This window comes from Corallococcus exiguus, from assembly GCF_009909105.1.
Lineage (GTDB): Bacteria > Myxococcota > Myxococcia > Myxococcales > Myxococcaceae > Corallococcus > Corallococcus exiguus.
In genome coordinates this window covers 301,727-321,997 of sequence record NZ_JAAAPK010000003.1, presented here as the reverse complement: position 1 = coordinate 321,997, position 20,271 = coordinate 301,727, and the positions used below count along the sequence as shown (strand labels likewise).

Here is a 20,271-nt window from a genome sequence, read left to right as displayed (position 1 = left end):
CCGTGTCCCGCCGGACACGGCTGCCTGCCGCTCGGCACCACCGCGAAACCCCTGTCGCTCCAGCCACTTGAACGCGACGTCCGCGCCGGGAAGCACTTCCGGTGCGTGGCATCATCCGTGCTCTGACGCAGGCCCAAGGAGGCATCATCGACATGGGCAAGCGCGTGGGAGTGCTGATGGGCGGGTGGGGCGAGGAGCGGGAGATTTCGCTCAAGACGGGGGAGGCCGTGGTGGCGGCCCTGGAGACCCTGGGGCACACCGTCACCCGCGTCTTCGCGGGCCCGGGCCTGGACCGGGCGCTGCGCGCGGCGGACATCGACGTGGCCTTCCTCGCGCTGCACGGCCGCATGGGCGAGGACGGCCGCGTGCAGGGCCTGCTGGAGCTGCTGGAGATTCCGTACACCGGCTCCGGCGTGCTGGCCTCCGCGCTGGCCATGGACAAGCCCATGGCGAAGAAGCTCTTCCAACTGCACAACCTGGCCTCGCCCCAGGGCTACCGGGTGGCCCGCGAGGACGCGGAGCGAGCGCTGGAGCTGCACGGCGACAGCGGCTTTCCCTGCGTGGTGAAGCCCGCCAAGGGCGGCTCGTCCGTGGGCCTGTCCGTGGTGCACGACGCCGGGGCGCTGGTGCCCGCGGTGGTCCAGGCGTGCCGCTTCGGCGGTGAGGCCCTGGTGGAGCGCTTCGTCCAGGGCCAGGAGGTGACGGTGGGCATCCTCGGCGACAGCGTGCTGGGCAGCTGCGAGGTGTCCTACCCGCGCGAGGGCTTCGACTACGAGGCCAAGTACAAGGGCGGCGGCGCCCAGTACTTCCTCCCGCCCCGCCTGTCCGACACCCGCCGCGTCAACGTGGAGTCGCTCGCGCTCGCCGCGTACCGCGCCCTGGGCTGCCGGGGCTACGGCCGCGTGGACCTGATGTGCTCCGACACGGAGAACGACGTGGTGCTGGAGGTGAACACCCTGCCGGGCTTCACGCCTACCAGCCTCCTGCCGAAGATCGCCGCCCGCGCCGGCCTGGACTTCCCCGCGCTGGTGCAGGGCGTGCTGGACCGAGCCACCCGCGACGAGTCGCATGTCGCCGAGGCCGCGCCCCTCGCGCCCACCGCTCCCGTGCCCCTGCGCGTCGCGCGCTAGGTCCTCTGGCGCGCGGAGCACCTGGGACGTCGTCTCGGCATCGCCCCGACGCAGGGAAGCAGAGGGTGACAACCTGCGTTAAAACCGCCGTTCAGAGCCTCTCGAATCCGGGGAATAGTTTGACACGACCCGGGTGGCTCCCTATTGTCCGCCGGCGATCAGTAGCCGGAAGGTCAAAGCCCAGTCTTTACGGGCACATACGGGGCGGGGCTCAGCAGACCCACAGGCGGCGGTCAGCGTGAGCAGTCGGTCGGCATGCCGCCACGTCTGGTAGGACCGCTGGCGCCAGTGCCAGCGGGAGGGGCTGAGCGTCACCGATGACCACCGTTGAGATCATCTTCCTGGCAGTCTACTTCAGCTTGCTGAGCGTGCTGGGAGTCTACGGCTCCCACCGCTACCGCATGGCGTTTTTGTATTACCGCCACAAGTTCAAGCTGCCGACGCCCAACGGCACGCTGAAGGTGCTGCCCAAGGTCACCATCCAGCTGCCCATCTTCAACGAGATGTACGTGGTGGAGCGCCTGGTGGAGTCGGTGTGTCGCATCGACTACCCGCGCGAGCTGCTGGAGATTCAGCTGCTGGACGACTCCACGGACGAGACGTGCGGCATCGCGCGCGCGTGCGTGGAGCGCCACCGTCAGAAGGGCCACGACATCGTCTACATCCACCGCGTCAACCGCCAGGGCTTCAAGGCGGGCGCGCTGGAGAACGGCCTCAAGCTGGCCTCGGGCGAGTACGTGGCGGTGTTCGACGCGGATTTCGTCCCCAGCCCCGACTTCCTGATGCGCACGGTGCCCTTCTTCGCGGACGCGAAGGTGGGCATGGTGCAGGTGCGCTGGGGCCACCTGAACCGTGAGTTCTCCATCCTCACGCAGGCGCAGAGCATCTTCCTGGACGGCCACTTCATCATCGAGCACACCGCGCGCAACCGCGCCGGCTGCTTCTTCAACTTCAACGGCACCGCGGGCATCTGGCGCCGCACGACCATTGGCGACGCGGGCGGCTGGCAGCACGACACGCTCACGGAAGACCTGGACCTGTCCTACCGCGCCCAGCTGAAGGGCTGGCAGTTCATCTTCCTGCCGGAGGTCATCTCCCCCGCGGAGGTGCCGGTGGACATGAACGCCTTCAAGAGCCAGCAGCACCGCTGGGCCAAGGGCTCCATCCAGACGGCGAAGAAGCTGCTGCCCACCATCCTCAAGAGCGACCTGCCGCTCCTGGTGAAGCGCGAGGCCTTCTTCCACCTCACCAACAACATGGCCTACCTGTTGATGGTGCTCCTGTCCGTGCTGATGCCCATCAGCATGGTGGTGCGCTTCCAGCACGGCCTGTACGGCACGCTGTTCCTGGACCTGCCGTTCTTCATCACCGCGACGGCCAGCGTCTGCGTCTTCTACGTGGCCGCGCAGCGCGAGCGCGGCGTGAAGGGCTGGGAGCGCTTCAAGTACCTGCCCTTCCTGATGAGCCTGGGCATTGGCCTGGCCATCAACAACGCGAAGGCCGTGGGCGAGGCGCTGCTCAACCAGCAGTCGGGGTTCGCGCGCACGCCGAAGACGGGCGCCGAGGGCAAGAACGTCAAGGCCGTGAAGAAGAGCTACCGGGGCAGCAAGACGCTGATGCCGGTGGTGGAGCTGCTCTTCGCCGCCTACTTCACCGGGGCGCTGTGGTTCGCCATCGACTCGCGCATCTACACGTCGGTGCCCTTCATCATCCTGTTCCTGGCGGGCTTCCTCTACGTGGGCATGTCCAGCCTGATGCAGGGCCTGGCGGGCCGCCGGACGAAGGTGCCGGACGCCGCCCCCGCGGTGACGTCCTCCGAGGAACAGCCGCGTCAGGCGGCCTGAGCCGTTCGCACCGCTTCCGCTGTTCACCTCGCGCCGCCGCTTCCCTCCTGGACTCCAGGCGGGGAGGGCGGCGCGGTGCTTTTCCGGCTTGTGGCTCGGGGCCTACAGGCCCGCGTCGGGCGCGCCGCGCAGCAGCACCTGCTCCTGGCGCACGGGCGCGGGGCCGGAGGTCGCGGGGCGGCAGCCCTCGTCGATGGCGGTGCTGGACGCGGCCCTCAGCGTGAGGCCGGCGTTGGTGCAGGCCACGGCCTCCGTGGGGAAGGCGACGGGGCAGGGCGTTCCGGAGGCGCTGAAGCCGGAGGCGCGCGTCTCTCCCACGAAGCCCTCGGGTGTTCGGGTGAGGACGATTCCCACGGAGCCCGCGTCCGGGGACTCCACGCCGCCGTCCGCCCACGCGCGCACCACCGCGAGTGAAAGGGTGCGGCCGTCGTCCTGGCCCAGGTAGCGGAAGGCCGGGTTCTGCGCGTGGTGGTAGTCGCCGGACAGGTCCTTCTCACAGCCGGGCGGCACGTGGATGGGAGGCGGCACGGAGGCCGTGGCGGTTTCCACCCGGGGTGGGGCCTTGCCCGGACAGGCCGCGAGCGAGAGGACACAGAGGCCAAGGGGGAGGGTGACGAGGGCGCGGTGCATGGGGCGCGGATATTCTCCCAACGGACGTCCCGGTGGGACGGTGTTTGCTTCCCCTGGGATGACTCTCTAACCTTCGGCCCGACATGAGTCTTCGCCGCTTCGCCATCCTGTCGCTCGTCGCCACCCTGGCCCTGCCGTCCGCGGCGTTCGCCCAGGACATTGATGATCTCCTGGGCCCCTCGGAGACGAAGCCCACGAAGCCCAAGGGCACCAAGGCCAAGCCCGCGAAGCCGCCGAAGCCGACGGCCAAGCGCAAGACGCCGCCCAAGAAGGAGAAGCTGGGCGCGCGCAAGGGCAAGACGGGCAAGAACGCCGCCACTGCCACCGTCGAGGACCCGGTCCCCGCGAAGGCCACGCTCGCGCTCAAGCTGGGCAGCAACGCGCGCGGCGCGAAGGTGACGGTGGACGGCGAGGAGGTGAACCCTCAGACGCCGCTGGAGCTGACGCCGGGGGAGCACACCGTCATCGCCCGCCGTCAGAACTATTCGGAATTCAACCAGCAGGTGACGCTGGCGCCGGGGCTGACCACGGAGCTGATCATCTCGCTGGACGCGGCCACGGGCTTCGCCACCCTGCGCGCGGACGTGCCCCGCGTGGGGGTGTACGTGGACGGGACGCGCGTGGGCACCACCAACATGGAGAACTACCCCCTGTCGCAGGGGCCGCACGTCATCGAGTTCCGCGCGCCGGGGCTCAAGGACGTGAAGAACATCACCGTGCGCGCCGGCCAGCTCTACGTCGTGGAGGGGCGGCTGCGTCCCTCCTCGGACGTCCCGACGGCGGTGGCGCAGGCGGACGATGCGCCGCGCTCGACGGTGCTGGAGCCCTCGAAGCCCGCGGAGCCGCTGGTGGACCAGCCGGGCCTGGCGCTGGGCGCCGAGCAGCCGCCGGAGGTGAAGGAGAGCACCAGCAAGTCCTGGTACCAGAAGTGGTACGTCTGGGTGGGCGTGGGCGTGGTGGCCGCGGCGGCGGGCGCTGGCGCCTACGCGGTGACTCGGGGCCCCGCGGAGCTCACCCCGAACGAAGTGTGCGGCAGGACGTGTGACGGCGACATCGGGTTCTCGGGCCTGCGCCCGGCGATGCCCGCGAACGGCGTGCGCTTCTGACGACGCGCGGGGCGGACGTCCGCGTCCGCCCCTGCTTCCGGAGCTTCGGGGCCGCTCAGTGGCCCCGCAGGTCGTCCTCGGCGCGGCCCGCGCCGGGTTCCAGCCGCAAGAAGACGTTCGTCACGCGGCCCACGCCCCAGTAGTCCAGCGCGGTGGCTCGGAGGCGGAAGGGCTCGGACTCCGGCAGCAGGCCGCTGAGGTCCACTTCGTTGGCCTCGAAGCTGAAGGCGCGGCGGCCCACGTTGTCCACCTGCTCGTTGCCGATGAAGACGCTGTCCGCGAAGCCCACGGCGGCGCGGCGCGACACCTTCCCCTTCGTGTCCAGCACCTCCAGCAGGAGGAAGTTGTCCACGGCGAAGCCCTGCTTGCAGGCCGCGTCCCCACACAGGGTCGCCTTGGCACCGTCCAGCAGCAGCTGCGGCGTCTCGCCGGTGGCGACGACGCGCGGCGTGCGCTCGCCCTCGCGGGTGTCCACCTCCACGTCCTCGCGCCGCTGCTCCAGGCGGGCCGTCTCGCGCTCCGGCGTGGCGGTCAGCAGCTGGTCCGAGCGCGGTTCGGGCGGCGCGGCGGCGGTGGACGGGGGAACCTGCTTCGCGCAGGCCAGGAGGCTCAGCGCGGCGGCGGAGAGGGTCAACGTTCGCGAGTGGCGCACCCGGAGGCTTGTAGCGAGCGGCCCTGGACGGGGTCAATTAGCATGCCCCCCATGCGGACCCTCCCCGGATGGTGGCTGCTGTGCGCGCTGGCCGCGGGCCCCGTGGTTGCGGCGACACCTCCCGCCCCCGCCGCTCCCGCCATTCCGGGCGCGGGCAGCGTGGCGCCAGAGGTGCAGCTGTGCCTCCAGCACCTGAGGCCGGAGGAGCGGGACCGGGCCGCGCGGGCGCTGGGGCCGCTGGAGTCCGTGCCGCTCTACCGCGTGCAACTGGAGGTGGAGCCGAAGGAGCGGCGCGTCTGGGGCAAGGTGCAGGTGGAGCTGGTGGCCAAGGGCCCCAAGCCGGTGACGGAGCTGTACCTGCGGCTGACGCCCAACACCCGCTCGCGCCAGGTGACGCTCTCCGGCGCGAAGCTCAACGGGAAGGCCGTGGCGCTGGAACTGGGGCCGGAGCCCACGTTGCAGCGCATCACGGTCGAGCCGCCGGTGCCCCCGGGCGGCACGGTGTCGCTGGAGGTCTCGCTGAAGGGCACGGTGCCCAAGGCGGCGCCGGGCGCGGAGTCGCTGCTGGGCTCGGGCGGGCTCCTGGGCGGCGGCGCGAAGGGGGGCTCGGACGACCACGGAGCCTTCTCCGCCACGGCGGACGTGATGAGCCTGGTGGGCGTGGTGCCGCAGGTGCCTCCCATGGATGACCAGGGCCAGCCGTGGGCCGGCCCGCAGGGCACGGGGGACCTGGCGCTGTACGAGCCCGCGCACGTGCTGGCCACGCTCACGGTGCCGTCAGGCTGGGCGGCGCACACCACCGGGACGCCCATGGGCGCGGTGCCCGAGCGCGACGGCCGGGTGCGCTACAGCTTCGCGGCGGCGGCGGTGCGCGACTTCCCGGTGCTGGTGACGCGCGGCTACCAGTCCGCCACCGCCACGGTGAATGGCGTCACGGTGGAGAGCCACTTCGCGGCGCGGGACGCGGCGGTGGGCAAGCGCGTGCTCAAGTACGCGTCACAGGCCCTGACGGAGTTCGAGAAGCGGCTGGGCCCGCTGCCCTACACCCACTTCCGCGTGGTGCAGGCGCCCTTGAGCGGCGGCGCGGGCGGCATGGAGTTCCCGGGGCTGGTGACGGTGGGCACGTCCCTCTACCGCGCCAAGCAGGACCCGCTGTCCATGCTGGTGGGCATGCCCGGCATGGAGGCCTTCCAGGAGATGCTGAACGCCCAGGGCGGCGCGGGGATGCTGGCGCAGGTGGGCTCGCAAGTGGGGGCGTCCCTGGAGCGCACGCTGGAGTTCACCGTGGCGCATGAGGTGGCGCACCAGTACTTCGCGGGGCTCGTGGGCTCGGACCCCATCCACGACCCGGTGGTGGACGAGTCCCTGGCGCAGTACGCGGCGCTCCTCTACATGGAATGGGCCCACGGCCCGGAGGCCGCCGAGTCCCTGCGCAACGAGGCCCTGGTGATGCCCTACCAGTTCTTCCGGCTGACGGGCGGCAGCGACGGCCGCGCGGACCGGCCCACGGGCGACTTCGACGGCGGCGAGCTGGAGTACGGCGCGCTCGTGTACGGCAAGGCGCCGCTGCTGCACCACGCGTCCCGCAAGCTGGTGGGGGACAGCGCCTTCCTCAAGGCCCTGCGCGCGTACGTGGACACGTACCGCTTCAAGTGGGCGTGCAAGGCGTGCTTCACGCAGGAGCTGGCGAAGGCGAGCCCCGCGAACGCGAAGGCGCTGACGCAGCTGCGCACGCGCTGGTGGGAAGAGGCCCACGGCGACGAGGACCTGGGAGCGGCGGACCTCCAGGGGCTGATGGAGGCCATGGGCGGCGACATGGGCGGCGTGAAGCTGGACGCCCAGACGCAGCAGCTCTTGGAGCAACTCCTGCCCCAGCTCATGGGGCAGTAGGGCGGTTCAGTCGAACAGCGCCTGCACGAACTCGCGCGGCTCGAAGCGGCGCAGGTCGGCGATCTTCTCGCCCACGCCCACCCAGACCACGGGCAGCTTCAGCTCGTCGCAGATGCCGATGATGACGCCGCCCTTGGCGGTGCCGTCCAGCTTGGTGAGCGCGATGGAGCTGATGCCCACGGCCTCGTGGAACTGCTTGGCCTGCTGGATGGCGTTCTGCCCGTTGGTGGAGTCCAGCACGAGCAGGATTTCATGGGGCGCGCCGGGCAGCGCCTTGTCCATCACGCGCTTGACCTTCTTGAGCTCCTCCATGAGCGGGGCCTTGGTGTGCAGCCGGCCCGCGGTGTCCGCGATGATGACGTCCGCGCCTTCCTCCTTCGCCTTCTTCACCGCCTCGAAGATGACGGCGCTCGGGTCGCCGCCGTCCGGGCCCTTCACCAGCTGGGCGCCCGCGCGCTCGGCCCACACGTCCAGCTGCTCCGTGGCGGCGGCGCGGAAGGTGTCACCCGCGGCGAGCACCACCTTCTTGCCCTGACCGGTGAGCTGCGCGGCCAGCTTGCCGATGGTCGTCGTCTTCCCGGCGCCGTTGACGCCCACCACCATCACCACGTGCGGCGGACCACCGCCCTCCAGCGAACGCGGCACGGGCAGGTCCACCATGCGCGCCACCTCGTCGCGGATGGCGCCCTTGATGCGCTCCGGGTCCTTCAGCTCCGCGCGCTTGAGCTTGTCGCGCGCCACCTCCACCAGGTGGTCCGCGGTGCGCACGCCGATGTCGGCGGTGAAGAGGATCTCCTCCAACTCCGACAGGACGGAGTCGTCCATGGTGCGCTGCCCGCCGAACAGGCCGTTGAGCCGCGCCATGAAGCCCTGGTTCTTCGTGCGGTCCAGCCCCTGCGCCAGGGTGCGGCCGCCCTCCGCCTCCACCTTGGCGCGCGCCACGGCGGCCTCGGCCTGACGGGCGGCCTCCGCCTGGGCGGCCTCCTGGGCGACGGCCTCATCGCGCAGGCGCACCGCTTCGACCTGCTCCCGCTTGCGGCGCTCGCGCGTCTCGTCGTCGAGCGCCTTCTTGGCGCGGTATTCGACGCGCTTGGCCTCCTCCTCACGCTCCTTGAGGGCGCGGACCTCCGCCTCCAGCCGGGCCTTCTCCGCCGAGTCCTTCGCGGCGTGGGCGGCGAACGAGGCCGTCTCTCGCTCACGGCGCAGCTCGTCCATGCGCGCGTGGGCGTCGTCCAGGTCCCGGCGCCGGGCGAGCTCCGCCTCGTTGGGCGGCAGCTCCACGCGCAGCTCGGGGCGCTCCTCGGGCAGCTGGGGCGCCTCCACCTGGGGCTTCCCGGGGGCTTCCGGCACGCGCTTCCTGCCGAAGAGCTTGCGCGCCGCCACGAGGGCCAGGACGACGAAGAGGGCCGCGCCGCCAATGCCCACCACTTCGCCGCCGGTCAGTCCGGTGTCCGGCGGGGTGCCCGTGCCCGGCTGCGTCGTCCCGCCGCCGGGGGTAGGGGCGGGGGAGGGGGCGGGGGGTGCCTGCGCCAGGAGTGCGTCGAGGGGGCTCGGGGTCTTCATCGCCGCTCCGCATACACCAACGCGCAGTTGGATGCAGCGCCCGTGGCCGGGTAGAACAGGCCTCCGTCATGCGCCTTCCGCCCCTGAACGTCCTGTTGACCGCCTCCGTCCTCCTGGGGACTTCCAGCGCCTGCATCGTGGAGGCCCCCGGAGGGGCCAGCGACCAGGAGCGCCGCGCGGCCACCGTCGCCCAGGTGCCCCCGCTGTCCATCCGCAGCGGCGCCAACCTGGGCGGCAAGGTGGAGGTGGTGGGCGCGTCCGTGCAGCCGGGCCGCATCCCCGTGGGGGACCAGGCGCGCGTCACCGTCTTCTTCAAGGTGCTCCAGCCGATTGAAGAGGACTACCTCGTCTTCGTGCACCTGGAGGACGCGGACGGGCGCATGGAGCGCATGAACGTGGACCACAAGCCCGCGGGCGGCCTGTACCCCACCACGCAGTGGAAGGTGGGCGAGACGGTGAAGGACGAGTTCGTCATCGCCCTGCCGCAGGGCGCGTCGCCGCGCGCGGTCAACGTGTGGATGGGGTTGTGGGAGCCGCGCAACGACGCACGGCTGCCCATCACCAACCCGGAGGCGGTGCGCAACGACGGCCGGGGGCGCCTGCTGTTGGCGCAGGTCCCCGTGGGCAAGTAACAGGGAAAAAACCGGAGCGGCCCTGTAAGCCGGGTTCTGTCCCCACCCCTTTCGGGATGGGCGGCGAACATTCATCTAGGGCCCTGGTTGCCCAGGGACCTCATCAGCGAGCAACCCGAACGCATGGGACGGGCCATCCCTGTCCCCTTTCGGGGACGCGCTCCTATTGGCTCTTGCTCCAGGTGGGGTTTACCGTGCCGTCCGAGTCACCCCGGACGCGGTGCGCTCTTACCGCACCGTTTCACCCTTACCCGCCCCCTTGCGGGAACGGGCGGTCTGTTTTCTGTGGCACTTTCCTGCGAGTCGCCTCGACTGGCCGTTAGCCAGCACCCTGCCCTCTGGAGCCCGGACTTTCCTCCCGCCATCCATGCCTGCGATGGCCGGCGTTCACCCGGACCGCTCCGGCACTCCGGGGGATACAACAGCCAGCCCGGGCGGGTCCACCTTCTGGAAGAGGCGCTGTCGTGTAGCCGCCGGCGGGCGGGCGTCCGGGGGCCTGTCGGGTTTCCCCGCGCCTGAGCGTCCCCAAGTCCCCGCGAGCGGCCTTCGTGGGAGGGAGGGGCGGCATGGAAGCGGTCATCTTCACGGGCATCCAGGGGGCGGGGAAGAGCAGCTTCTACCGGGAGCGCCTCTTCACCACGCACGTTCGCCTGAGCCTGGACATGCTCAAGACGCGGCACCGGGAGAAGGTGCTGCTGCGCGCGTGCCTGGAAGCGAAGCAGCCCTTCGTGGTGGACAACACCAACCCCACGGTGGCGGAGCGCTCCCGCTACATCGCGGCCGCGAAGCAGTTCGGCTTCCGCGTGGTGGGGCTCTACTTCCAGTCGAAGGTCGCGGACGCGCTCCTGCGGAATGATCAGCGCCCGGCGGAGCAGCGCGTGCCGCTGGTGGGCGTGCTGGGGACGTACAAGCGATTGCAGGTCCCCCATCCCGAGGAGGGCTTCGACGCGCTTTTCTTCGTCCGGCTGGGGCCGGACGGTTTCACCGTGGAGGAGTGGCAACGTGAAGTTCGATGAGCTGGACGAGAAGATGCGCGTGTTCGAGACCGCGCACGACCTGTGCGTGCTGCCCGGCGTGTTCATGGTGGCGCGCATCGATGGGCGCGGCTTCACGCGGCTGACGAAGGAGGTGCACGCCTTCGAGAGCCCCTTCGACGTGCGCGTGCGCGACCTGATGGTCGCGACGACCGGGCACCTGATGGACTGCGGCTTCCGCGTCGTCTACGGCTACACGCAGAGCGACGAAATCTCGCTGCTCTTCCACCCGGACGAGGACGCCTTCGGGCGCAAGACGCGCAAGCTCAACTCCGTCCTCGCGGGGGAGGCGAGCGCGAAGTTCTCGCTGCTGTTGGGGGACCTGGGCACGTTCGACTGCCGCATCTGCGAGCTGCCGAACGCGGAGCTCGTGCGCGACTACTTCCGCTGGCGCAACGAGGACGCGGTGAGGAACGCGCTGAACGCGCACTGCTATTGGAGCCTGCGCCGCGAAGGGAAGAACGTGGCGGAGGCCACGGCCATGCTCACGCGCCTGTCGGTGGCGGAGAAGAACGAGCTGCTCTTCCAGCGGGGCGTGAACTTCAACGACGTGCCGAACTGGCAGAAGCGCGGGACGGGGCTCTACCGGGAGACGTACGCGAAGGAGGCTCGCAACCCGAGGACTGGGGAGACGGTCCTCGCGGAGCGCCGCCGCATCAAGGTGGACTACGAGCTTCCGATGAAGGATGCGTACGGCGCCTTCATCCTGTCGTTGCTGGAAGGCGTGGAGCGATAGTCCCCGGGATGACTTCGACTTCCTTCCGGGTCCGTTCGGGCGCCGCCCTCCTTGTGTTCATTGCGGGCTGTGGAACAGCGAAAGAAGGTACGGCTCCACGCTCCGCTCGCGTGGAGCCCGTGCCCCCGCCTGAATCGGTGTGGCTGCCGGCCGGGCATTTCGAGATGGGCTCACCGGCGGGGGAGCCCGGTCGGGATGTGGACGAAGGGCCCCGGACGGAGGTCGCGTTCGAGCGCTTCCAGATGGACGTGACGCCCGTGACGGCGCGGGCCTTCGCGGCTCGGCGTGAGCAGGTGCGCGCGAAGGATCGGCAAGCGCGTTGGTGGAGCGACGCGGAGACCCCGGGTGCGTGGCTCGGCCGCTGCAACCTGGACTCCGAGCGCACGGAACATCCGGTGAACTGCGTGGACTGGCGCGCCGCACGGGCCTACTGCGAGCTCGTTGGCGGTGCACTGCCCACGGAGGCGGAGTGGGAGTACGCCGTGCGTGCCTCCACGGCCTCCGCCTTCTGGTGGGGCGAATCATTCGACGCGGAGCGCGTGGTCGGCTCGGTGTCGTGCACGTCGCGAGGCTGCCTTGGCGGCACGGCTCCGGTGGTCCACGCCGGGCCGCGATGCAACGGCTGGGGGCTTTGCGACATGGCCGGGAACGTGTGGCAGTGGACCGCCACCGGCTACCAGGAGCGGCTGGGCGAGGACGCGCCTTCAGAACCCTCTGGCGTGCCGGAGAAGCCCGTCCACCGTGGGGGCTCCTGGCTCAATCACATGCCTTCCCTGTTCCGGTCCGCCCATCGGGGCCTCGCCTATCCGAAGAACGGCCTGACGGGGGTGGGGTTCCGCTGCGTGCACCGGCGCTGAGCGACGCGGCGTCGGAGGGCAGGGACACTCCGGGTGCCGTGGAACCAGTCTTTCCCGCTTGGTCCGTATGTTCTGGAGGGCGGTGGCCCACGGGGTCGTGAGGCGCTGTCCTACCCGGGGCGGGGGATTGCGCGTGTTCGCCCGGGTGCCGCAGGATTCGCGCGCACGCGCCCGGGTGCCTTCGCGGCACGGCGCGACGGTTTTGAGGGGGAAGCACATGGTCATTTTCGGTTCGAGGCTCTTTGGCAAGGTTGATGAGATTCCAGGCCTGGGCTTCGTCGCGACGAAGTTCGGTCACATCAACTTCGTGCCGCTCATCCCGCTGGAGGGCTGGCTCGTCACGGCGGAGGAGGGCGATGGCTGGCGCGGGCAGGCCATCCCCATGAGCGGCAAGTCCGTGCTCGTGGCGTGGGCGCGCTTCCTGTTCATCGTCGCGGGGCTCATCTCGCTCGTCGTCGGCTTCGTCGCCTTCGGCGATCACGAGCAGACGGACGCCATCGTCCCAGGCGTGCTCGCGCTGTCCTGCATCGCGGGGCTCATCGCTTCGTACAAGTGGAAGTGGGTGACCCACGCATCGCCGGAGCGCGCGATGGAGATCGCTCGCGAGGCGGGGATCGGCGAAGAGGGGCTGGATCAGCTGCGCCGCATGTACGCGGCATCGGAAGCCGCCACCGTCGCCGTGCCCGCGCAGCCGTGGACGCCGCCGGAGTCCTAGTCCGCCGCTCGCGGTCCTTCGCCGAAAGGCCCTGGGTTCACTTCTCATGAGTCACGTCGTTGGCATTGATCTGGGCACCACGCACTCCCTGGTGGCCGCGCTCGACAGCGCGGGCCGCCCCAACCTCCTGACCAACCGGTTGGGGCAGCGCCTCACGCCGTCGGTGGTGGGGCTGGACGCGGAGGGTCGGCTCCACGTGGGCGAGTCCGCGCGGGCGCAGCTGCTCGTGCATCCGGAGCGCACCATCGCGGAGGTGAAGCGGCGCATGGGCCGCGACCTGCCGGTGATGCTCGGGGACCGGCGCTACAGCCCCACGGAGATCTCCGCGCTCATCCTGCGTGCGCTGCGCGAGGACGCGGAGCGGGCGCTGGGCGGCGCGGTGACGGAGGCCGTGGTCACGGTGCCCGCCTACTTCAGCGATGCGCAGCGACAGGCGACCAAGGACGCGGGAGAACTGGCGGGGCTCAAGGTGGAGCGGCTGCTCAACGAGCCCACCGCCGCTGCGCTCGCGTACGGCGTGAACCACCTGGACGCCGAGCAGTACGTGCTGGTGTACGACCTGGGCGGCGGCACGTTCGACGTGTCGGTGCTGGAGATGTTCCAGGGCGTGCTGGACGTGAAGGCCTCCGCGGGCAACAACCAGCTGGGAGGCAGTGACTTCGATCAGTCGCTGGCCGCGTGGTTGGGCGCGGAGTTCGAGCGCGCCCACGGCGTGTCGCTGGCCGGGAACCTGGCGGCGCAGGTGCGGCTCAAGGCGGCGGCGGAGGCCGCGAAGATCGCGCTCACGTCCGTGGAGGCCACGCCGGTCATCGTGCCGTTCCTCGCGCCGGGCCGGGGCGGCACGCCCGCGTCCCTGGAGGTGGAGGTGACGCGCGCGAGGTTCGAGGCGCTGATCACGGACCTGGTGCGCTCCACGCTCGAGCCGATGGAGAGCGCGCTGAAGGACGCGAAGCTGGCGAAGAAGTCCATCGCGGAGGTGGTGCTGGTGGGTGGCAGTTCGCGCGTACCGTTGGTGCGCCGGCTGGTCGCCGAATACTTCGGGCGCGAGCCTCGCGACGGCGTGCACCCCGACGAGGCGGTGGCGCTGGGCGCCGCGCTGCAGGCGGGGCTGAAGACGGGCGCGGTGAGCGCCGCGCACGGCATCATGATCACCGACGTGTGTCCCTTCACGCTGGGCGTTGAGGTGCAGGCGTCGGTGGGGCGCGAGCGGGTGGGCGGAGTGTTTTCGCCGCTCATTCCGCGCAACACGACGGTGCCGGTGTCGCGCACGGAGACCTTCGCGACGACGGCGGACGGGCAGCGCGCGGTGGAGATCCGCGTGTTCCAGGGCGAGGCCCGGCTGGTGAAGGACAACCTGCTGCTGGACGCGTACACGGTGGAGGGCGTGCCGCCCGGGCGCGCGGGGTCGGAGAAGGTCGCGGTCACGTTCACGTACGACATCAACGGCATCCTCGACGTGACGACGCGGGTGGTCTCCACGGGCAAGGAGGCCACGCTGGTGGTGGACAAGCGCTCGCAGCGCCTGGGGCCGGAGCAGCGGCTGGAGGCGAAGGAGCGATTGGCTCGCGAGTGGGGCGCGGCCCCTGTGCCGGCAACGCCGTCGTCCGCACCCGTGTCCGTGGCTCCGCCCGCGGTGTCTCCGGATGCCGACGCGGACGCATTGTTGAACGCGGCGACCGAACGGATCGCGACCGCGCCAGCGAGCGTACGTCCCCGGCTGGAGTCGCTGTGCAATGCCTTGCGTGAGGCCCGTGCGAAGGGGGACCGGGGTGCCGCGGCCCGCCTGGACGCAGAGCTCACGGACCTGCTGTTCGACCTGGGCTGAGCAAGCGCATGCTGCTGACCGAGCTCAAGCGTGCGGTGGTGCTGCGCCCGTCCGAACCCTCTGCTCGGTTGGCATTGGCCGAAGCGCTCTTCCAGGAGCGCGACTTTCGCGGTGCCGCGGAGCACGCGCGCAAGGCCTTGGACCTGGGTGGAGGTGGGCCCGCGCGTCGTCTCCTGTGCGGCGCATGGGCGCGGGACGGCAAGCGGACAGAGGCGCTGAAGATGTTGCAGACGTCCGTTCGCGAAGCGCCTCGCGATGCGTCCCTGCGCGCGGAGTTGATCACGCTCCTGGAGGAGGAGCGGCCGGACGACGCGCTCGTGCATGCGTTCGAGGCCACCGAAGCCGCCCCCGGTGAACTGGAGGCCTGGCGCGCCGTCATCCGTCTGTGCGAGCGCACGAACCGGCCTTCCGAAGCCATGCCCGCGCTCAAGCGGGCCCGTCTCCTTGCACCGGAGGATCCACGCCTCGCGGAGTCAGTGTTAGGGGCTCGCGCGGCGCTCGGACTTCCGGCGACCACCGCCATGCTGGACGCGCCTCCCCTGGAGCAGGCGACCCAGGCCCTCAAGTTGCCCACGGCGCGTGCCGCGCTCTCCGAGGCGAAGCTCGACGCAGCCGTCGAAGCGCTCTCCCGGGGCTCGTTCGCGGAGGTGAAGCGGCAGCTCGTCATCGCACCCGCGGCGATCCGGACCCACGCCGCCGCGGCCCTGCTGCGCGCGGAGTTGCTGTGGCTGGAGGGACGTCCCGCCGCCCAGGTCGAAGAGGCCCGTCGCGCCGTGCTCGACATGGTGGGGGCACCGGGGGCCGCGGCGCTGCGTCTGGGAGACCTTCGGCTCGAAGCCGGAGCGCTGGACGAGGCGCGCGAGCTCTATGCCCGCGCGGCCGCGAACGGAGAGTCCCTGGCGGCGGCGGGCCGCGAGGCCGAAATCGCTGAACGTCGCCGTCTGCTGGCGCGTGACCTGCCCGCGGTCGGGCGCGTGGGGGTGCTCGGCTGGCATCCGGGGGGCGGGCATGTCTCGCCGCTGGAGGCGATCGCGGTGCCCGGGCGCGGCGTGCTGCGGTGCAGTGGTCATGTGGGGCCCGAAGGCCAGGAGGCCGCGGACGTGGCCTTCAGCGTGGTGCGGGCCCGCGCTCCCGCGCTGAGCCTGGGAACGCTCACGACCCGTTACGACCTGCACCTGCACTACACCGACACGGAGGTCGGCAAGGACGGCCTGTCGTCCGGGCTCGCTCTCTCGCTGGCGGGCCTCTCCGCGTACACGCAACGCCCGTTGCCCGCGCGGCTGGCCGTGACGGGTGAATTGACGCTGAACGGTGAAGTGCGGCGGGTGGGCGGCGTGCACGAGAAGTTGGTGGCCGCGTACCTCGAAGGCATGCGCGTGGTGCTGCACCCGCGCCGCAACCTGGACGACGTGGCGGCGCTGCCGCCCGAAGTGTCGGGACGCCTGCGATTGATCGCGGTGGACAGCTTGGATGAGGCGTGGCGGCTCGTGAACGCGGCCGCGAACACGCCAGGACTGGAGCGACGGTGAACAACGAAGCCCGCCAGAACCCCTACGAGGTGCTGGGCGTCGAGAAGGACGCGGATGCCCGCGCCATCAAGAAGGCGTACTTCGAGCGCGTCCGGCAGAACCCGCCGGAGACGCATCCGGAGGAGTTCCGCCGTCTGCGCGAAGCGTACGAGCTGCTCAACGACCCCGAGGCACGCCAGGCCTTCGACGCCAGCGCCGCGCAACAGGCGGATGGCCCGGAGGCGGCGAAGAACGCCGCGCTCCAGGAAGCCATCAACCTGTTCGAGGCAGGTGACAAGGTCGGTGGCCGGAGGCTCCTCACAGAGCTTCTCAACGAACAGCCGGACTTCCACGACGCGCGGATCCTGCTGGGCCGTCACTTCCTCTACGAGGGCGACGCCAAGGAGGCGCTGGCGGAGTTCGACGCCCTGCTCGCGCGGGCACCGGACTCCTGGCAGGGGCACCTGCAACGGGGCTGGGCGTTGCTCCGGCTGGAGCAGATGAAGGAAGCCGCGGATGCCTTCTGGCGCGCGGGCAAGCACGGCCCTTCGGAAGTGGGCCCGCGCGTGGCGCTCGCGGACTGCCTGGAGGCGATGGGGCAGGTGGCGGACGCGCTCAAGGTGCTCGAGCAGGCGCAGTCGCTGCCCGCCATCTCACGGATGGACGTGCTCGCCCTCAAGGTGCGGCGCATCGCGACGATGCTGGAGTTCGGCCAGGACGCCAACGCCGCGAAGGAGTTGGAGCGGCTCGACGCCGAGCTGCCGGAGGACGCCGACGCCGAGCTGCGCCGATGGACTGGAGGCCAGCTCTCCTCGGCCGCCGCGCATCTCTTCGCTCAGCAGAAGTCCAAGGGCGCGAACCAGTTGCTCGCGTTCGGCCGGCGCTTCAACCCGGAGAGCGCCACGGAGGTCGCGTATCCGACGAGCGTCACCGTGGAGGTGGACGCACTGCCCTCCGTCACCCGTGAATGGCTGCACTCGGAGGCCGAGCGGATCGGCGGCTGGCGCGTCCTGACGACCTGGGTGATGCCGGCCCTCTTCACGTTGGTGTGCGCCACGGCCCTGTGCTTCCTGCTGGCGTTCCTCTTCCTGGGAACCAACGAGCGCGGTGTCTGGGATTGGGTGGGGTGGGCGGCCATCGCGGCGCTCGGTTCCGGCGCCATGTATTTCCAGGCCCGCTACCTCCTGCGGGTGATGGCGAGCCCCTACGGGCGCTTCAACACCATCCATCCCCTGCACCTGATCCAGGTGGCCATCGACCGCATCACCGTGTGGCCGCTCGTGCACCTGCAGGACCTGCAGTTGGTGAATCACCAGACCAACGGCGTCTACCAGCACACCAACATCCAGCTGCGCTTCAGTGACAAGCGCATGGTCCTGACCGTGCGGGGCAAGGACAAGGCGGAGTCACTGGCCCAGGAACTCATCGGTCGTCGCCGCCGTGTGCTGGAATTGCTCGGCCGGGGAATGCTGGACGCGGAGAGCGGCGTGGAGCACCTGCCTCCGGCGTTGCTGTCGAGCGCGGACAAGCAAGGCCACGTGCGAGCACCGAACACGCCTTCTCCCTGGCCCGGTGTATTCGCCGCCGCGGGGATCGGCGTGTTGCTCGTGGGCGGGGCCGTGTGGCCGCAGAATCGGTTGTCCGCGGAGCACGCCTGGATGCGAGTCGCGTCGCGTGAGGACCTGAGCCCCATGCTCGAGTACCTGCGCGAGCAGCCCGACCCTCGCTTCGTCCCCCAGCTCCAGGCCCGGGTGGACGCGGAGCTGGGCAAGGCGCGGACACGGATGGAGTCCCGATTGGATCCAGGCTGCGCCGCCGCGCCGTCCCGCGCGCTCTTCACGGCGTTGCTGGACGCCGTCTCTCGCAACCACAGCCGCCGCGTCACCGTGACGTGGGAGGCGCCCGCCGGGACGCGGACGCCGGAGCGGGATGACCCTTCGGACTTGATCGTGCACGCATGGCAACGGACGGTGGATGAAGCGCTGGGGCAGGGCGTCCTCGTCGTGGACGGAGGTCGGGGGCTGCCGGGTGACGGGCCGCCGGTGCTCACCCTGCGTGTGCGCGAGGCGTCGAAGCCCGGCCCGGGAGGCGCATCACCGCAGCGGGTCTGGTCGGTGACCCAGGAAGGGCTCGGGGCGGACGTGCCGGCTCCTCCGCTGGAACTCGTGGCCGACGCGGCGGATCCGCGTGCCTTGGAGGTCCTCTTCCATGCGTGGGTGGACCGTTGGCAGCTGCCCGGCGCGGGCGACCGCCGCCCGTTGTTGCTCACCGCTTCGACGCTCACCCAGGAGGCCCGGCCGTGAGTGCTCCTTCGACTTCTCCCCGCCAGGGCATGCTGCTGCTCGGTGGAATCGGTGTCTGTGCGCTCGCCATCGTGGGCGCGGTCCGGTCCCTCGACACGCATGAGCAGGTGCTCTTCGTCAACGCGTTGGACACCTCGGTCACGGTCACCGCGGGCGGCGAGCAGTTTTCGCTCTCGGCGAATGATCATCGGGTGCGCCCGATGCCCGTCGGGCCGTTGGACGTGGACGTGCGCAGCGGGGCGGCCACGCTGGCCCACGAGACGGTGTACGTGACCGACGAGGGTGGCCTCTTCGTCTACAACCTGCTGGGCGCCGCTCCGCTCTACATGGCGACGGTCCGCTACTCGCGGGACGACGCTCCTGGCACCACCGCGCCTGAGTCCGCGCCACTGGTCCTCGCTGGCACGCCCTTCCTGCGGGCGGGACACATCGACTACATGCTCACCGAACCTCCCAAGCGCCTCTCGATGCGCAAGGAGGATGGCCGCTCCACCACGCGGATGCATCTGGGCCAGGTGCCGGGGGGCTGGGCCACGAGCTACGGCTGGCTGATGACGAACCACCACACGGCCAAGGCCGCGCGCCTGGCGGAAGAGCTCGCGCGGGCGCTGCCGGAGACACCGGGCGCGCAGAACGCCGCCGTTGTCGCGAGGATGGTGCTCGCGCGGGACGAAGGGCTCCTCGCGTCGCTCGCCGCCACGCGGGAGCGGCGTGACGCGCAGCCGGACAGCGTGGATGCCCAGCGGGCGTGGATGTACAACATGCGTCGCGCCGGGCGGACTGACGAGGTTCGCGCGTACTACCAGGCCGAGGTGGAGCGCGATCCCGCCTCCCTGGTCATGGCCGTGATGCTCGCGCGCGTCGAGCCCGAGCCCGCGGGGACCGCGCGGCTGGAAGCGCTGGTGCGCAATCATCCCGGGGAGTTGCTTCCCCGTCGGGCGCTGGCGGTGCGGTATGCACGTCAGCAGCGCTGGGCGGATGCGCTCCCGCTGTTGGATGCGATGGAGCAGGGGGACCCGGACTATTCGCGCTACCAGGACACGCATGCCGAAGTGCTGGTGGGCCTGGGCCGCCGCGCGGAGGCGGCGCGCAGGCTGTCGGAGCGCCTGCTCCAGGCCGGTGCCGAGAAGGAGCCACCGGACCTGGATGACGTGCTGCTCTACGCGAAGCTCGCCGGACACGCGTCACAGGACGGCAAGGAGAACGCAGCGATGCGGCAACTCATCGCGTGGGCCCAGAAGGACCAGTCGGAGGGACTGGTGGCCCGGTGGCTGTCGGCCTCGCTGGGACTGCCTCCGGATGCCGAGGCGCCGCGCAGCGCGCAGGACGATTCGGTCGAGACCGCGGCGCGCTTGATGCTGGCGCTCGCCGAGGAGCCCGAGTTCGCCGCGCGGGCTTCCACGCACGTCGACTTCTTCGGCTTCCGCCATGTCGGCACCGAGGCGGGCATGTTGCTGGCGGCGGAGTTCGAAAGGCTCGGGGACGCCGCGCTCGCGGCGAGGACACTCGACATCTCCGGCGTGGACCTGGGCTACGGCGAACTGCAGGACGTGCTGCGCGGCAAGCTGCCCGTGGAGTCGCTGACGGCGACGCTGGACTGGGGAGAGAGGGCCGCGCTCCGTCTGGTCCTCGCGCGCCAGCTGGATGCGCGGGGCCAGGACTCCAAGGCGGCGTATGCACGGGTGAAGAAGGAAGTGCTGCTGCCCGGCGCGGTCAGCATCGCGCTCGAGCACTGGACACGCCCCAAGCCGTCCGGCGCGGTGGCGGGGGACACGGTGCCTTGACAGAAGGTGGGCAGTCGTCCGGGCTTACGGGGGTAGCTCGGACCCAGCATCACCTGTCCAGA

Annotated in this window: 16 protein-coding genes and 1 other RNA gene; 13 read left to right on the top strand and 4 right to left on the bottom strand. The window is 70.8% G+C overall.

Annotated elements, in window-relative coordinates; genetic code table 11:
- Nucleotides 1–152 precede the first annotated feature (152 nt).
- Together GTZ93_RS12850 and GTZ93_RS12845 are read left to right on the top strand one after the other, a co-directional pair.
- Complete coding sequence (locus GTZ93_RS12850) at nt 153–1,130, top strand: D-alanine--D-alanine ligase family protein (RefSeq protein WP_161662857.1); 978 nt, start codon at nt 153–155, stop codon at nt 1,128–1,130.
- Between the two features lie 317 nt (nt 1,131–1,447).
- A complete protein-coding gene (locus tag GTZ93_RS12845) occupies nt 1,448–2,974 on the top strand; it encodes a cellulose synthase family protein (RefSeq protein WP_139922729.1) in 1,527 nt (508 codons plus the stop codon).
- Nucleotides 2,975–3,076: 102 nt separating this feature from the next.
- Here GTZ93_RS12845 and GTZ93_RS12840 read toward each other — a convergent pair whose 3' ends face one another.
- On the bottom strand, nt 3,077–3,604 hold the full coding sequence (locus GTZ93_RS12840; RefSeq protein WP_139922732.1) for a hypothetical protein: 528 nt from the start codon (nt 3,602–3,604) through the stop codon (nt 3,077–3,079).
- A gap of 83 nt (nt 3,605–3,687) precedes the next feature.
- Here GTZ93_RS12840 and GTZ93_RS12835 point away from each other — a divergent pair, with 83 nt between their 5' ends.
- On the top strand, nt 3,688–4,710 hold the full coding sequence (locus tag GTZ93_RS12835; RefSeq protein ID WP_139922734.1) for a PEGA domain-containing protein: 1,023 nt from the start codon (nt 3,688–3,690) through the stop codon (nt 4,708–4,710).
- Between the two features lie 55 nt (nt 4,711–4,765).
- Here GTZ93_RS12835 and GTZ93_RS12830 read toward each other — a convergent pair whose 3' ends face one another.
- Nucleotides 4,766–5,362 (bottom strand): hypothetical protein, encoded by a 597-nt coding sequence (locus GTZ93_RS12830; RefSeq protein WP_139922737.1) that lies wholly within the window; start codon nt 5,360–5,362, stop codon nt 4,766–4,768.
- A gap of 51 nt (nt 5,363–5,413) precedes the next feature.
- Here GTZ93_RS12830 and GTZ93_RS12825 point away from each other — a divergent pair, with 51 nt between their 5' ends.
- The gene (locus tag GTZ93_RS12825) at nt 5,414–7,252 is read left to right on the top strand and encodes a M1 family metallopeptidase (protein ID WP_139922739.1); all 1,839 of its coding nucleotides are present in this window, start codon (nt 5,414–5,416) and stop codon (nt 7,250–7,252) included.
- Nucleotides 7,253–7,258: 6 nt separating this feature from the next.
- Here GTZ93_RS12825 and ftsY read toward each other — a convergent pair whose 3' ends face one another.
- Complete coding sequence (gene ftsY, locus GTZ93_RS12820; protein WP_161662790.1) at nt 7,259–8,815, bottom strand: signal recognition particle-docking protein FtsY; 1,557 nt, start codon at nt 8,813–8,815, stop codon at nt 7,259–7,261.
- Between the two features lie 68 nt (nt 8,816–8,883).
- On the opposite strand from ftsY, the gene GTZ93_RS12815 reads away from it, so the two are divergent.
- Nucleotides 8,884–9,447: a hypothetical protein gene (locus tag GTZ93_RS12815; RefSeq protein WP_139919604.1), complete on the top strand. Its 564-nt coding sequence runs from the start codon at nt 8,884–8,886 to the stop codon at nt 9,445–9,447.
- Nucleotides 9,448–9,456: 9 nt separating this feature from the next.
- Here the strand turns inward: GTZ93_RS12815 and rnpB are convergent.
- Nucleotides 9,457–9,850, bottom strand: an RNA gene (gene rnpB / locus GTZ93_RS12810) — RNase P RNA component class A.
- Between the two features lie 163 nt (nt 9,851–10,013).
- On the opposite strand from rnpB, the gene GTZ93_RS12805 reads away from it, so the two are divergent.
- From GTZ93_RS12805 to GTZ93_RS12770, 8 genes are all read left to right on the top strand, one after another.
- Entirely contained in the window at nt 10,014–10,463 is a 450-nt protein-coding gene (locus GTZ93_RS12805) for an AAA family ATPase (RefSeq protein ID WP_139919603.1), read from the top strand.
- Entirely contained in the window at nt 10,450–11,217 is a 768-nt protein-coding gene (locus GTZ93_RS12800) for a tRNA(His) guanylyltransferase Thg1 family protein (protein ID WP_139919602.1), read from the top strand. The genes GTZ93_RS12805 and GTZ93_RS12800 overlap by 14 nt, the downstream gene beginning before the upstream one ends.
- A gap of 119 nt (nt 11,218–11,336) precedes the next feature.
- Entirely contained in the window at nt 11,337–12,074 is a 738-nt protein-coding gene (locus tag GTZ93_RS12795; RefSeq protein WP_161662789.1) for a formylglycine-generating enzyme family protein, read from the top strand.
- Nucleotides 12,075–12,291: 217 nt separating this feature from the next.
- Nucleotides 12,292–12,789, top strand: coding sequence for a hypothetical protein (locus tag GTZ93_RS12790; RefSeq protein WP_121760703.1), 498 nt, complete (start codon nt 12,292–12,294; stop codon nt 12,787–12,789).
- A gap of 46 nt (nt 12,790–12,835) precedes the next feature.
- The gene (locus tag GTZ93_RS12785; protein WP_139919600.1) at nt 12,836–14,614 is read left to right on the top strand and encodes an Hsp70 family protein; all 1,779 of its coding nucleotides are present in this window, start codon (nt 12,836–12,838) and stop codon (nt 14,612–14,614) included.
- 8 nt (nt 14,615–14,622) lie between these two features.
- Nucleotides 14,623–16,143, top strand: a complete 1,521-nt coding sequence (locus tag GTZ93_RS12780; RefSeq protein WP_139919599.1) for a S16 family serine protease — start codon at nt 14,623–14,625, stop codon at nt 16,141–16,143.
- On the top strand, nt 16,140–18,425 hold the full coding sequence (locus GTZ93_RS12775) for a J domain-containing protein (protein WP_139919598.1): 2,286 nt from the start codon (nt 16,140–16,142) through the stop codon (nt 18,423–18,425). The genes GTZ93_RS12780 and GTZ93_RS12775 overlap by 4 nt, the downstream gene beginning before the upstream one ends.
- On the top strand, nt 18,422–20,209 hold the full coding sequence (locus GTZ93_RS12770) for a tetratricopeptide repeat protein (protein WP_139919597.1): 1,788 nt from the start codon (nt 18,422–18,424) through the stop codon (nt 20,207–20,209). Before GTZ93_RS12775 ends, GTZ93_RS12770 begins: the two co-directional genes overlap by 4 nt.
- Nucleotides 20,210–20,271 lie beyond the last annotated feature (62 nt).